The sequence below is a fragment of the Streptomyces sp. NPDC087263 genome, from assembly GCF_044744645.1.
Lineage (GTDB): Bacteria > Actinomycetota > Actinomycetes > Streptomycetales > Streptomycetaceae > Streptomyces.
The window spans coordinates 1-12221 of record NZ_JBIUYT010000026.1; the positions used below are offsets into that span (position 1 = coordinate 1).

Annotated in this window: 13 protein-coding genes and 1 pseudogene; 4 read left to right on the forward strand and 10 right to left on the reverse strand. The window is 67.9% G+C overall.

The window, feature by feature from the left end; genetic code table 11:
* Positions 1 to 381 (reverse strand): transposase (locus ACIPC1_RS40175; RefSeq protein ID WP_402526804.1); only part of this gene is annotated, 381 nt, incomplete at its 3' end.
* A gap of 325 nt (positions 382 to 706) precedes the next feature.
* Between ACIPC1_RS40175 and ACIPC1_RS40180 the strand changes: the two genes are divergently transcribed.
* The gene (locus tag ACIPC1_RS40180; RefSeq protein WP_402526779.1) at positions 707 to 1291 is read left to right on the forward strand and encodes a GNAT family N-acetyltransferase; all 585 of its coding nucleotides are present in this window, start codon (positions 707 to 709) and stop codon (positions 1289 to 1291) included.
* Here ACIPC1_RS40180 and ACIPC1_RS40185 read toward each other — a convergent pair.
* The 5 genes and pseudogenes from ACIPC1_RS40185 to ACIPC1_RS40205 all read right to left on the reverse strand — a co-directional run bounded on the left by ACIPC1_RS40185 (position 1288) and on the right by ACIPC1_RS40205 (position 5346).
* A complete protein-coding gene (locus tag ACIPC1_RS40185; RefSeq protein WP_402526781.1) occupies positions 1288 to 1686 on the reverse strand; it encodes a hypothetical protein in 399 nt (132 codons plus the stop codon). The two genes, ACIPC1_RS40180 and ACIPC1_RS40185, sit on opposite strands and share 4 nt — an antisense overlap.
* A pseudogene (locus tag ACIPC1_RS40190) lies at positions 1683 to 2532 on the reverse strand (IS5 family transposase). The gene ACIPC1_RS40185 and the pseudogene ACIPC1_RS40190 overlap by 4 nt, the downstream one beginning before the upstream one ends.
* 102 nt (positions 2533 to 2634) lie before the next feature.
* A complete protein-coding gene (locus ACIPC1_RS40195; protein ID WP_402526783.1) occupies positions 2635 to 3042 on the reverse strand; it encodes a hypothetical protein in 408 nt (135 codons plus the stop codon).
* Between the two features lie 98 nt (positions 3043 to 3140).
* On the reverse strand, positions 3141 to 3377 hold the full coding sequence (locus ACIPC1_RS40200) for a hypothetical protein (RefSeq protein ID WP_402526785.1): 237 nt from the start codon (positions 3375 to 3377) through the stop codon (positions 3141 to 3143).
* Positions 3378 to 4584: 1207 nt separating this feature from the next.
* A complete protein-coding gene (locus tag ACIPC1_RS40205; protein WP_402526788.1) occupies positions 4585 to 5346 on the reverse strand; it encodes a thioesterase II family protein in 762 nt (253 codons plus the stop codon).
* Between the two features lie 432 nt (positions 5347 to 5778).
* Between ACIPC1_RS40205 and ACIPC1_RS40210 the strand changes: the two genes are divergently transcribed.
* Together ACIPC1_RS40210 and ACIPC1_RS40215 are read left to right on the forward strand one after the other, a co-directional pair.
* Entirely contained in the window at positions 5779 to 7365 is a 1587-nt protein-coding gene (locus ACIPC1_RS40210) for an acyl-CoA carboxylase subunit beta (RefSeq protein ID WP_402526790.1), read from the forward strand.
* Positions 7362 to 7562, forward strand: a complete 201-nt coding sequence (locus ACIPC1_RS40215; RefSeq protein WP_402526792.1) for an acyl-CoA carboxylase epsilon subunit — start codon at positions 7362 to 7364, stop codon at positions 7560 to 7562. The genes ACIPC1_RS40210 and ACIPC1_RS40215 overlap by 4 nt, the downstream gene beginning before the upstream one ends.
* Here ACIPC1_RS40215 and ACIPC1_RS40220 read toward each other — a convergent pair.
* The 4 genes from ACIPC1_RS40220 to ACIPC1_RS40235 all read right to left on the reverse strand — a co-directional run bounded on the left by ACIPC1_RS40220 (position 7536) and on the right by ACIPC1_RS40235 (position 10798).
* Positions 7536 to 8042: a hypothetical protein gene (locus tag ACIPC1_RS40220; RefSeq protein ID WP_402526794.1), complete on the reverse strand. Its 507-nt coding sequence runs from the start codon at positions 8040 to 8042 to the stop codon at positions 7536 to 7538. The two genes, ACIPC1_RS40215 and ACIPC1_RS40220, sit on opposite strands and share 27 nt — an antisense overlap.
* 313 nt (positions 8043 to 8355) lie before the next feature.
* Positions 8356 to 9141 (reverse strand): ABC transporter permease, encoded by a 786-nt coding sequence (locus tag ACIPC1_RS40225; protein ID WP_402526796.1) that lies wholly within the window; start codon positions 9139 to 9141, stop codon positions 8356 to 8358.
* On the reverse strand, positions 9138 to 10112 hold the full coding sequence (locus ACIPC1_RS40230) for an ATP-binding cassette domain-containing protein (protein ID WP_402526798.1): 975 nt from the start codon (positions 10110 to 10112) through the stop codon (positions 9138 to 9140). The genes ACIPC1_RS40225 and ACIPC1_RS40230 overlap by 4 nt, the downstream gene beginning before the upstream one ends.
* Positions 10113 to 10126: 14 nt before the next feature.
* Positions 10127 to 10798 carry a DUF4097 family beta strand repeat-containing protein gene (locus tag ACIPC1_RS40235; RefSeq protein WP_402526800.1) on the reverse strand — a complete coding sequence of 224 codons (672 nt, stop codon included), beginning with the start codon at positions 10796 to 10798 and terminating at the stop codon, positions 10127 to 10129.
* A 243-nt stretch (positions 10799 to 11041) separates the two neighbouring features.
* On the opposite strand from ACIPC1_RS40235, the gene ACIPC1_RS40240 reads away from it, so the two are divergent.
* Entirely contained in the window at positions 11042 to 11776 is a 735-nt protein-coding gene (locus ACIPC1_RS40240; protein ID WP_402526802.1) for a helix-turn-helix domain-containing protein, read from the forward strand.
* Positions 11777 to 12221: the final 445 nt, after the last annotated feature.

A 12221-nucleotide genomic window follows, 5' to 3' on the forward strand; every position in this document is an offset into this window, starting at 1 on the left:
GCCGTAGACCTCGGCCAGGTGCGCGGAGATCTCCCCGTGCGTGAGGCCCTTCGCGGACAGCGAGAGGACCATCTCGTCCACGCCGGTCAGCCTGCGCTGCCGCTTCTTGACGATGGCCGGCTCGAAGGAGCCCTCCCGGTCGCGGGGCACGTTGATGGCAACCGGCCCGATGTCCGTCAGCACCGTCTTGGACCGGGTGCCGTTACGGGAGTTGCCGCCGTCCTTGCCCGCCGGATCGTGCTTGTCATAGCCGAGATGGTCGGTGATCTCGCCCTCCAGGGCGGACTCCAGAACCGCCTTGGTCAGCTGCTGCAGCAGCCCGCCCTCGCCGGTCAGCTGCAGCCCCTTGCTACGGGCCTGCTCGACGAGCTGGTCGATCAGTTTCTGCTCGACCGTCGCGGCCTCCGGCAACGGAGACGCCTGGTTATCGGCAGCCACGAACTCGGTCACGGTGTCAGTCACTTGATGTCTCTTCCATGATCATCAATTACACCGGTGAGCGTACAGACCCCCTCGTCAGGGTTGGGTGAGGAAGCCTTGGCGGGCGAGGCCGCTGTGGGTGACGTTCATGTCTGGGTCGTCGGTGGGCAGGCCGAGTAGCCGTGCCGTGCACGATCTGCTGGTAGGCGGTGCCCTGGTCGTGAGGACCGAACCGGGATCGGATATTCGGTGTCTGCCCGCCCCATGAGGACACAAGATGGTGCGCATGACTTTGGCCACCCCTGTACTGCACACCGCTCGCCTGCGGCTGCGCCCCTTCACCGACGCTGACGCGGACCGCCTCTTCGCGCTGCACAGCAGCACCTACGTGATGCGCTACTGGGACTCCCCGCCGTGGAACGAACGGGCCCGCGCCGAGCGCTTCATCGCGATGTGCCGGAAGATGGCGGACGAAGACACCGGGGCGCGGGTGGCCATCGACCGTGCTTCTGACGGGGCCTTCGTCGGCTGGTGCGGTCTGACCGGATGGAACCCGGACTACCGCAGCGCGTCGTTGGGCTACGTCCTCGACGAAGCGATGTGGGGCCACGGCTACGCGACGGAGGCCGCACACGCATTGCTGCAGTGGGCATTCGACAGCCTGGACCTGAATCGAGTTCAGGCCGAGACCGATACGCGCAACGTGGCATCTGCCCGGGTCCTGGAGAAGATCGGATTCGTGCGTGAAGGGACGTTGCGGGAAGACTGCGTCGTGAACGGCGAGGTATCCGACTCGTGGGTGTTCGGGTTGATCAGGCGAGAGTGGCGGCCGGCGACCGTGCCGATACCAGCCCGCGAAGAGCGGCTTTAAGTCCGTTCCTGGTAGCGGCCGCGTACAGGTTGAGTGAGGAAGCCTTGACGGGTGAGGCGTCCAAGGCGGCTGCGGGTGACGTTCATGGCCGGGTCGTCGGTGGGCATGCCAAGGAGTTCGTGCAGTTCACGGACCCGGAACGCCTGATCGGGGTGGGTGTTGAAGGCATTCAGGATGGCCTGGTAGGCGGTGGCCGACTCGGGCGGTTCGGATTCGGCCCCGGTCGGTGCGAGTTCCGCGATGACCTTCCGAGTCGTGGCGAGTTCCGCTAGGTGCGCCTCGGCCTCGGCCGGGGCGGCGGTCAAGTGCTCGATCTGGTCGCGCAGTTCACCGGCCCGAGTGGTGGCCTTGTTCTGCCGGGCCTGGAGGTCCACCAGGAGTTCAGTGACGTTCACACGGCCACCTGAAGGCTGTCGCGCCAGGCTGGCGCGGGCGTGGTGAGGCGGCGGGTCATTTTCGCGGTGGCGGCCCAGTAGACGCGTGAGGCGCAGTTGTCGGGCCGGTGGTCGTACTCCGGGGCCAGGCGCCGGTGCAGCATCAACGTGCCGTTGACCTGCTCGACCACCCACCGCTTCGGCTGCGGAACGAAGCCCTTGCCCTGGCCGCCGGGGTTGCGGCGGACGACGTCGACGGCGATGTCCAGCAGTGCGCCGTGGATGACGACTTCGTCCTTGCCTGGTCCACCAGGGCCTTCTCCAGGCGGTTGCCGCACCGCTCGGCGGCCTGGTCGAGTAGAGCCGTGCCGGCTGCGTTGTCATGGCCGGATGCGGCCAGGACGACGACGCCGATGATCAACCCCAAAACGTCGACGACGAGTCCGCGCTTGCGGCCCGGCGTCTTCTTGTTCACGTCCAGTCCCGTCGTGGTCTTCGGAACCCCGCGGCCGCGCGCACGGACTGGGTGTCGATGACCACGAGGGACGGGTCCTCTAATCGGCGGGCTCTCTCCCGCACCTGGCAGCGCAGCAGTTCCTGGATCCGCTGGTCGAGCCCGTCCTGGCGCCATAGTGTGAAGTAGTAGAACACCGCTGACCAGGCCGGGAGATCGTGGGGCAGGTAGGGCCACTGACAGCCCATCCTGTTCTGGTAGAAGATCGCGTTCACGGCCTCCCGAAGATCACAGTCTCCGTGGTCCCCGGTCGCAGACCGCTCCACCCGGCCCTGCTTCCAGGCCGTGATCATCGGCTCGATCAACGCCCACTGCTCATCCGCCAAGTCGCTCGGATACGGCCTTCGCTCCATGCTTCACATCTCCGCATGCACATGCAGAACGCCTGGCCCGTACGGCGATCAGTACCACGAACGAGCGATCACGAACCGAGAGAGAAGGGACTTAACGCCCTCTCAGGCCGCGGTGAGCCCAAGGCGGCCGACCAGCTCGTCGACGGCGCGTCGGTCCTTGTCGGACAGGTTCGCGCGCACGCCCAGGGAGATCCCGACGTCGGGGTCGGTGAGCGTCGGGGCCATCACACCGATACCCACGAACGGGGTGGTGTTGGGCAGCCGCATCGCCAGGCGCTGCGCCCAGACGTGCGGCGGGCGGATCCAGGCCATTCCGGTGCGGGCGGCGGCGATGAGGAGGACGGTGGGCATGGACTCGGCCTGGCGGACCTTCTGCTTGTCCTCCAGGACCGCCAGCACCTCGTTCTCCGCGTCCGTCAGGTGGGGGCCCGGCTCACTGCCCCAGAAGCCGTTGGTGACGATGACCCGCGAGCCGTTCGTCAGGTCGGCCGCCTGGTTAGACGGAGACATTGAGCCGGAGTCGCTTGCGGGCCGACCAGGGCTCGGGGAGGCGGCACGGTGCCGGCTCTGCAGCCGAATGAGACGGTCCCTCGATCAGCAGATCTGCTTCACAGGCCTCGGACCGAGATCATCTGGTCCACAGCTTGCTGAGCCTTCGGCAGGAACGCCGCGATGGTCTCGCTAGTGGGTTCCTCACCGAGCAGGCCCAGAGCGGTCGCGCGGGTGAGGACGATGTCGGCCTGGTCGACCAGGCCTGCGGCCCACACGTCCAGCTCCGCTTCGGTGCCCCCGTCGCCAGGACCGTAGTTGATGTACAGAACGGGGAGCTCAGCGGAAGAGTCCAAAAGGATGCGGATGTCTGCGACGGTAACCTGCGGTGCTGGCCTGTCGACGGTCGGTTCCATTGTGTGACGCTCCTCCGGCTGATAGTTGAGTCAGCCTACGTCCGCTGCGGCGATCAAACTTCACTGTCACAAACCGGCGCTGGCCAACCTTCAGTGGCAACCGGTCAAGGTTCAGCGTCACGGGACAGTAGTCACGCCCAGATACCGCCGCTTCCGACGGACCGGTTCGTTCGGCTGTCGTTCTTCTATGTAGCTACGACATCAGCATGTGGCTGACCTGCTCTGTTTGAAGTGCAGAGATAATTATTTGATCTTGATTGGTATGGCTTTTGAACTGGGCTGGTTCGGTGGTGCGGTTGCCGGGGCGGCGGCTTGTGCGTCCTGGAGCTGCGGTGCTGGAGCTAGGAAGAGGATGTCGTAACCAGAAAGACAATTTCTTTGCTGTGGGACATGAAGGGGTAGTGGAGATTTCTTGATCATCGGCTTGGGTGGGCTGCTCGTGGGGCTTTGGTGAGCTCGTGCGGATGGGCTGGGGGAGCAGGGCTGTCGGGCGGGGTTTGGGCCCCCAGGCCAGCATGATTCCTGGTCTCTGAGAGTGGGGAAACCCATCGGTCTGTATCCGGGACGGACTGTTGGCCTGTGGCTGTGTAGCGGGTGCGTCGCCACGTGATGGTGGGCGAGTGCTGACTGCTCGACAGGAATGCTGTCTGGATGGCGGATTGGGGGATGTGCATGCAGTCTGGCCATTTACTCGGGTCGGGCCCTGCGTGCTTCACGTGGTGCCCGCTTTGAGAAGGCGGCCTTGCCGTGCGTTGGGTCGCAGGCGCGTGCTGGTGTTGCGCTGTGCGTGGGCGAGCGTTCCTTTTCTACGCGTACGCGTAGCACCCCCGCGGTGGCGCGGAGCAGGTCCCGCCGCCGCGGTCTGGGTTTTCGAGCGCGTTTTCACGCGCGGGGGCGGTACCCGCACGCGGTCGCCGGCGGGGGTGACGGCCGGTCGTCCCGGCCGGGCTTACCGGGTGGCCGTCACCGATGCGCGATGCCGACGCCGCCTGCCCGGAGGTTCGCCCCGAGCGGCTCGGTCGGCCGCCGGCGCCCGGTCCTCACGGTGGCAGCCCGCAGCGCTTCACCGGCTCGACGTACCGAGGGCCGCCGAGCCGGTGCTCGAGATGGATCAGGAAGCTGCCGAAGACCTCCGGTACAAAGACGGTCAGGAAGCGGCGGCGCCGACGAACAGCCCCTCGGTGACGGCCGCAGCGACCTGGCCGATGTGGTGGGCCAGGTAGAAGTGGCCGCCGGAGAAGACCTTCAGAGCGAAGTCGCCGCTGGTGTGCTCCCGCCAGGTCTGCGCCTCCTGGACCGTCACCATCGGGTCGCTGTCTCCGATCAGGGCGGTCATCGCGGTAGCGAGCGGCTCTCCCTCGCGCCAGCTGTACGTGCCAAGGGCCCGGTAGTCGGCTCGCAGCGCAGGCAGCACCATCTCCAGGACATCAGGGTTGTCGAGCATGGCCTGATCGGTGCCGCCCAGCCTGCGCACATCGGCCAGCACGTCGGCGTCGTCGTAGAGGGTGTAACGGGCGCTGGTCAGCGGGCCCGGCGCGCCCCGGCCGGAGAGGAACAGCCGCTGGGGGCCGGGCAGTTCGCCCTGCGCGAGCAGTCGGGCCGTCTCGTACGCGACGAGCGCGCCCATGCTGTGGCCGAACAGGGCGTACGGCCGTCCGGGATCCGCGGCCAGTTCGTGGGCCAGTTCCTCGGCCACTGCCTCGACGAGCGGGGCCAGGGCCGTGAACGGTGCCTCGCGGTACCGGTCCTGACGCCCCGGGTACTGCACGGACATCACGTCGAAGTCCGCAGGCAGCGCACGCGCCAGGTGCGTGTACGCCGTCGCGGAGCCTCCCGCATGCGGGAAGCACACGAGCCGCGGCCCGTCTCCCGCGGCCGTGGTGAAGCGCCGGAACCACGTGCTGTTCACTGTTGGTGTGTCCCTTCGTCTGTGCCGGCCGACCGGTCCCCGGCCGTGGCGGGGGACCGCCCGGCCGTTGTGTTGGGCCTGGCAGACCGAGCGCATCGAACTGCTCGGCGCTGCGCAGCCGAACCTGCTCCGGCTCCCACGTACCCGACCGACATCTACGTCCTCCCGAGCACCGAACCGGCAGCAGGCAGGGAGAAGGCCCGCCGGTGCCCTCGGGGGATTGGGGCGCCGACGGGCGCTTCGGCTCTCCGCGCGGGCTCGTGCCCGTCCGCATCGGAGTTCACGACCCGAGCATCGCGCCCCATGCTCTACGGGTGCTCGCTGGGCGGTGGAGAGCCTGCGCGGCCGGCGTCGTCCAGCGCTCTAACCGACTTCGAGCGACATGGCAGAGGCTGGTCGGTGGTTCATCACGACGGCCGGAAGGGGAAGCCCATGACTGCTCTGGACGACAAGCCGGTCGGGCAGCAGCGCGGCACGGTCGCCGAGCTCGCGGCCCTACGTGACGCCATGCGCCAAGGGCCCGGCGACAAGGCCACCGACGCGCAGCAGGCCAAGGGCAAGCTCACGGCCCGGGAGCGGCTCGGGCTCCTCTTCGACGACGGCCGGTTCACCGAGGTCGAAGGGTTGCGCAGACACCGGGCGAGCGGCTTCGGCCTGGAGGACAAGCGCCCCTACACCGACGGTGTGATCACCGGCTGGGGCCGGGTGTTCGGACGGGTCGTCTTCGCGTACGCCCATGACTTCAGGATCTTCGGAGGCTCCCTCGGTGAGGCGCACGCCGAGAAGATCCACAAGATCATGGACATGGCCGCCACGGCCGGGGCCCCGATCGTGGGCCTGTGCGACGGCGCCGGGGCGCGCATCCAGGAAGGGGTGACCGCGCTCGCCGGGTACGGCGGGATCTTCCAGCGCAACGTCCGCAACTCCGGGGTCATCCCGCAGATCAGCGTCATGATGGGCCCCTGTGCGGGTGGGGCGGCCTACTCCCCGGCGCTGACCGACTTCGTGTTCATGGTGCGCGGCACCTCGCAGATGTTCATCACGGGGCCGGACGTGGTGAAGGCCGTCACCGGGGAGCGGATCAGCCAGAACGAGCTGGGCGGCGCCGACGCTCACGCCAGTCTCTCCGGGGTCGCCCAATTCGCCTATGACGACGAGGAGAGCTGCCTCACCGACGTCCGCTACCTGCTGTCCTTCCTGCCCTCCAACAACCGTGAGCAGCCGCCGTCGGAACCCTGCGCCGACCGGCCCGACCGGCCCGACCGGCTCACCCCGGCCATGCTCGACCTGGTGCCGTCCGACGCGAACCGCGCGTACGACATGTGCAGGGTGATCGAGGAGTTCGTCGACGCCGGCGACTTCTTCGAGGTGCACGAGGACTGGGCGCCCAACGTGGTGTGTGCCCTGGCCCGTCTGGACGGCCATGTGGTCGGCATCGTCGCCAACCAGCCCGCCGCGCTCGCCGGGGTCCTCGACATCAAGGGCAGCGAGAAGGCGGCCCGCTTCGTGCAGATGTGCGACTCCTTCAACATCCCGCTCGTGACGCTGGTGGACGTGCCGGGGTTCCTGCCCGGCGTCGACCAGGAGCACGGCGGCATCATCCGGCACGGCGCGAAACTCCTCTACGCCTACTGCAACGCGACGGTTCCCCGCATCCAGTTGATCCTGCGCAAGGCCTACGGAGGCGCGTACATCGTCATGGACTCGCGCTCCATCGGCTCGGACCTGTCGCTGGCCTGGCCCGGCAACGAGATCGCGGTGATGGGGGCGGAAGGCGCCGCGGGCGTCATCTTCCGGCGCGAGATCGCGGCCGCCGCCGATCCCGAGTTCTCCCGCAAGCAGTACATCAAGGAGTACCGGGACCAGCTCATGCACCCGTACTACGCCGCCGAACGCGGCCTGGTGGACGATGTCATCGACCCCGCGGAGACCCGTGTCAGGCTGATCGACGCGCTCGCCGTACTGCGCACCAAGCAGGTGGCGCAGCCCTCCCGCAAGCACGGGAACCAGCCCCAGTGACCGCGGCGGAGCCGGAGCGCCGGGCCTGCGCGGAATCGGCCGGTCCACCGCTCGTGGTCGTGGCGGGCAACCCGACCCCGGAGGAGCTGGCCGCCGTCACGGCCGCCCTGCTCGCCCTCGCCCGGGTCAAGGCCGTCGCGCCTGCCGCGCCGACGCCGCGGGCTGCCTGGTCAGGCGGCGCGGCACAGCACGGCTGAGCCGGCCACGGCCGTGTGTACGGGACGGGCGGCGGTGACGGTGGCCGCGGTCTGCGAGAGGTTCCGTGCGAAGACGACGAGGCGCAGCACCGCGAACCGCGCGACACCGGCGAGCGCGGAGGCGGAGAGGTAGACGACCTGCTCGAGCACCGCACCGGGTGCCGCCACCAGCAGCTGCAGGACGAACATCGCCACGCAGGTCACCGCATACGCGGCCACCGCGGAACCGGCCGACTGCGCGTGCTGGCGCCGGGTCGCGCGCCCGCCCGCGCCGAAGGTGAAGCGGGCGTGCAGCTCGGTGGCCAGGAGCGTGGAGGCCACGGTGATCAGGGCGTTGGCCAGGGCCCAGGGGATCCAGGAGGCGAGGGCCGCCACGGCGAAGCTGGAGGCGAGCCCCACCCCGCCGCCGCAGAGCACGAAGCGCGCGAAGGCGGTGCAGGCGCCGGGTGCCGTCCGCTGCTGGCTCCGTACTGTCTCCATGATCCACCCCTTTGCTACTCACTCCATGTTTCTGATGGTTGAAACGCTACGTTGCATTCATAGATCTGGCAATAGATTTGTTGCGCATTCTTGTCATCATGGCAGGCATGAGCTCTAAAATCGTTGCAACGAGGTTGAAGCTAATGCAATGACGATCGTCTTGTTCGTTGCAATGAACTGAGGGTGAATGCGATACGGGCGAAGGCCCGTTGCAGCCACCGGGGTGGTGGCTGCAACGGGCCTTCGCGAGGTCTGCTCTGGCTGTGTCTGTGGGTTGCCCGGGTCCGGGTGGTGGCCCACGAGCTCATGTCGCCTATTTGGGGTCGCGGTCGAACTGTGCCTTCGACCAGCGGTAGCCGAGGACGGAGAGGCCGACGCACCAGGCGATGGCGATCCATCCGTTGTTGCCGATCTCGGTGCCAAGGAGGAGTCCGCGCAGGGTCTCGATGGCCGGGGTGAAGGGCTGGTACTCGGCGATGGGCTGGAACCAGCCGGGCATCGCGTCGACCGGGACGAAGGCGCTGGAGATGAGGGGCAGGAGGATCAGCGGCATGGCGCTGTTGCTGGCCGCTTCGGCGTTGGGGCTGCCCATGCCCATCCCGACCGCGATCCAGGTGAAGGCCAGGGCGAACAGCGCGAGCAGCCCGAAGGCCGCGATCCACTCCAGGACGGTGGCATCCGTGGAGCGGAAGCCCATGGCGACACCGACGGCGCCGACGAGGACGACGCTGGCGATCGCCTGCAGGACGCTGCCGATGACGTGCCCGATGAGCACGGAGCCGCGGTGGATGGCCAGCGTGCGGAAGCGGGCGATGATGCCCTCGGACATGTCGGTGGAGACGGATACCGCGGTGCCGACCATGGTGGAGCCGATGGTCATGAGCAGGATGCCGGGAACGATGTAGGCGATGTAGTCGGAGCGGTCCCCGCCACTGATGCCGACGCTCATCGCGTCGCCGAAGATGTAGACGAAGAGCAGCAGCAGCATGACCGGGGTGAGCAGCAGGTTCAGGGTGAGGGAGGGGTAGCGGCGCGCGTGGAGCAGGTTGCGGCGCAGCATGGTGGTCGAGTCGCGCACGGCGAGGGAGAGGGCGCTCATCGGACAGTCTCCTTGGACTGGCTGGACTGGCTGGGCAGGCCGGGCTGGGGGTCGTTTCCGGTCAGGGCGAAGAACACGTCGTCGAGGTCGGGGGTGTGGACGGTCAGTTCGTCGGCCTCGATGTCGGCGGAGTCCAGCCAGTCGAGGATGGAGCGCAGTTCGCGCTGGCTGCCGTCGCTGGGGATCTGCAGGGACAGCGCCTCGTCGTCCCTGGTGCCCTCGCGCAGTGCGAGGGCGGCGGACTGGTAGGCGGTGGGGTCGGTGAAGCGGAGCCGTACGTGTCCGCCGGGGATGAGCCGCTTGAGTTCCTCGGCGCTCCCTTCGGCGGCGATCTTGCCGTTGTTGAGGACGGCGATGCGGTCGGCGAGCTCGTCGGCTTCTTCCAGGTACTGGGTGGTGAGGAAGACGGTGACGCCGCCCGTGACCAGCTCGCGGATGATCTGCCACATGTTGTGGCGGGAGCGGGGGTCGAGGCCGGTGGTCGGTTCGTCGAGGAAGATGATCCGCGGGTTGCCGACCAGGGTCATGGCGATGTCGAGGCGGCGTTTCATGCCGCCGGAGTAGGTGGAGGCGGGCTTCGTCGCGGCCTCGACGAGGTCGAAGCGCTCAAGGAGTTCGGCGGTGACCCGCCGCCCCTCCCCCTTGGGCAGGTGGTGCAGGTCCGCCATGAGGAGCATGTTCTCCTCGCCGGTGATCAGGCCGTCTACGGCGGAGAACTGCCCGGTGACGCCGATCGCGGCCCGCACGGCCTGCGGGTCGGCGGCGAGGTCGTGGCCGCCGACGTGCAGGTCACCGGCGTCGGCGGTGATGAGGGTGGAGAGGATCTTGACGGCGGTGGTCTTGCCGGCGCCGTTCGGGCCGAGCAGGGAGAAGACCGTTCCTTCGGGGACGGACAGGTCGACGCCGTCGAGCACGACCTTGTCGCCGTAGGACTTGCGCAACCCCTGCGCCGCGATGGCCAAGTTGGTCATGACGAGTGCTCCTTCTAGAGGCTGCGGGCGGTGATGTCGCCGTGGGCGGTGGTCGCGTGGATGTTCAGGTCGGCGGTGCCGTCAGTGTTCTTGAGCGCGTTGTGGATACGGCCGTAGGTGGTGCCGGCGTCAAGGGAGGCAGAGACTCCGCGGGCGGCGCCGACCGACAACTCGCCGGACTCGGTGCGCAGCGTGACCGTTCCGCGCACGGCCTCGGCGATGGTGATGTCGCCCTTCTGGGTGCTGATCTCCGCCGGGCCGCCCAGACGGCCGACCGAGACGTCGCCGGCCTGGAGGGTGAGGCGGGCGCTCGCGGCCTCGTCGAGCTTGACCGTGCCCTGCGCGCTCTCGAAGGCGACGTCGCCGAGCTGTCCCACGCCCCGCAGTTCGGCGCTGGCCGCCTTCGCCTCGACGCGGGAGCCGACGGGCAGCTGGACGGTCACCTCGACGGATCCGGAGCTGCTGCCGAGGAGCCGGTTCTTCGCCGGAGAGGCCCCGATCCGCAGGACGCCGTCGCCGTATTCGACCGTGATCTGCTCCGCCGCCTTCACGTCGCGGCTCTTGGAGGCGTCCACGGGCTGGACCTCGACCGTGGTGTCGGCCCGGTCGGCGGCGATGAACCGGATGAGTCCCGCGGGGATGTCCAGGACGGCGGAGACCGGGGTGGGGGTGTCGAACTTCTGCATGATGCTCTCCTTCTTGTGCAGCGCGGGCTCCTGCGGCCCGCTGTTTCCGTTGATGGAAAAGCTACGTTGCGTTCATGATTCTGGCAACTAACTCGTTGCGCGATATTTCAGTAGCTGCAGGTAGAAGCCGTCAAATCGTTGCAATGGTCTTGAGTCTAATGCAACAATCCCCATCCCAATCGTTGCAATGAATTGGAGGTGAACGCTATACTGGAGACACCACAGAACGCGAAGGAGACTGTGATGCCGGGAGGCAGACTCACCCAGCAGGAACGCCAGCAGATCGCGCTGGGACTGGCCGACGGCCTCGCCTACGCCGAGATCGCCAGACGCCTGGACCGTCCGACCTCGACGATCACGCGGGAGGTGATGCGCAACGGCGGCCCTACCGGCTACCGCGCCGACCTCGCCCACCGCGCCACCGAACACCGCGCCCACCGGCGCAGGCAGACCGCGCCCCGGGATCCGATGACGCCCCCGCAGGCCCACGGACGCGACGCCGAGGCGGTGCGCGAATACGAGGAGACGTTCACCACCGTCATGATGCAGTCGGGCATGCCCAAGATGATGTCCCGGGTCATGGCCTGCCTCTGTACCAGCGACGCGGGCAGCCTCACCGCATCCGAACTCGTGCAGCGCCTCCAGGTCAGCCCGGCGTCCATCTCCAAGGCGATCGCGTTCCTGGAGAGCCAGGGCTTCGTCCGACGGGAACGCGACGAACGCCGCCGCGAGCGCTACGTCGTCGACGACGACGTCTGGTACCAGTCGATGATGGTCAGTGCCCGGGCCACCGCCCAAATCGTCGAGACCGCACGGCAGGGCGTCGGCATCCTCGGCCCCGGCACCCCGGCCGCCGCCCGCCTCGAGAATGTCGCCCGCTTCCTCGACTTCGTCTCCGAGAGCACCGCCCGCGCCGCGGAACAGGCCCGCGACATCCTCCACACGAAACCCGGAAAGACCCTGGACAGCACCATCTGAGCCACGCTCGTCGAGCGCACTCATCTGCCGGCGACGCCCGGAAGTCATTCCGACAAGAGTTCTGAGCCGCCCGTCCCTCGCCCAGGGCCCCGCGGACGATCGCGCTGCTTGCGATCTCTCGGCTTGGGGTCAGTAATGGTGAGAGTCGGTGGTGCTGGTCTGGTGGTGTGGTGTGTCGGTGCTGGTCGGTGGGGTGTTGGGGCGGGACCGGCACTGTCATGAGGTGAGAGGTTGGGGGTGGGTGTTGCTGTCGTGGGGCTTTATCTCATGGCAGCTGATGCTGTCTCAGTTTCGTGTCTTCTGATGCGATGCGGTGGGCTGGGCCGGTGTGATCGTGGGGTGGATCAGGGTGTCGTCGCCCAGTTTTTCTGAGTTGTTGCTGTGGCTTCGAGCTGGGGTTTCTCAGTTCTTCTGAGTGTTGTTCGAGGCGTCCGGGGTGCGCGGG

Bases quoted from the DNA above. Each gene is read 5' to 3' on its own strand.
- ACIPC1_RS40210 (WP_402526790.1), top strand. From the start codon at position 5,779: ATGACTGCTCTGGACGACAAGCCGGTCGGGCAGCAGCGCGGCACGGTC.
- ACIPC1_RS40240 (WP_402526802.1), top strand. From the start codon at position 11,042: ATGCCGGGAGGCAGACTCACCCAGCAGGAACGCCAGCAGATCGCGCTG.
- ACIPC1_RS40235 (WP_402526800.1), bottom strand. From the start codon at position 10,798: ATGCAGAAGTTCGACACCCCCACCCCGGTCTCCGCCGTCCTGGACATC.
- ACIPC1_RS40195 (WP_402526783.1), bottom strand. From the start codon at position 3,042: ATGTCTCCGTCTAACCAGGCGGCCGACCTGACGAACGGCTCGCGGGTC.
- ACIPC1_RS40230 (WP_402526798.1), bottom strand. From the start codon at position 10,112: ATGACCAACTTGGCCATCGCGGCGCAGGGGTTGCGCAAGTCCTACGGC.
- ACIPC1_RS40180 (WP_402526779.1), top strand. From the start codon at position 707: ATGACTTTGGCCACCCCTGTACTGCACACCGCTCGCCTGCGGCTGCGC.
- ACIPC1_RS40220 (WP_402526794.1), bottom strand. From the start codon at position 8,042: ATGGAGACAGTACGGAGCCAGCAGCGGACGGCACCCGGCGCCTGCACC.
- ACIPC1_RS40225 (WP_402526796.1), bottom strand. From the start codon at position 9,141: ATGAGCGCCCTCTCCCTCGCCGTGCGCGACTCGACCACCATGCTGCGC.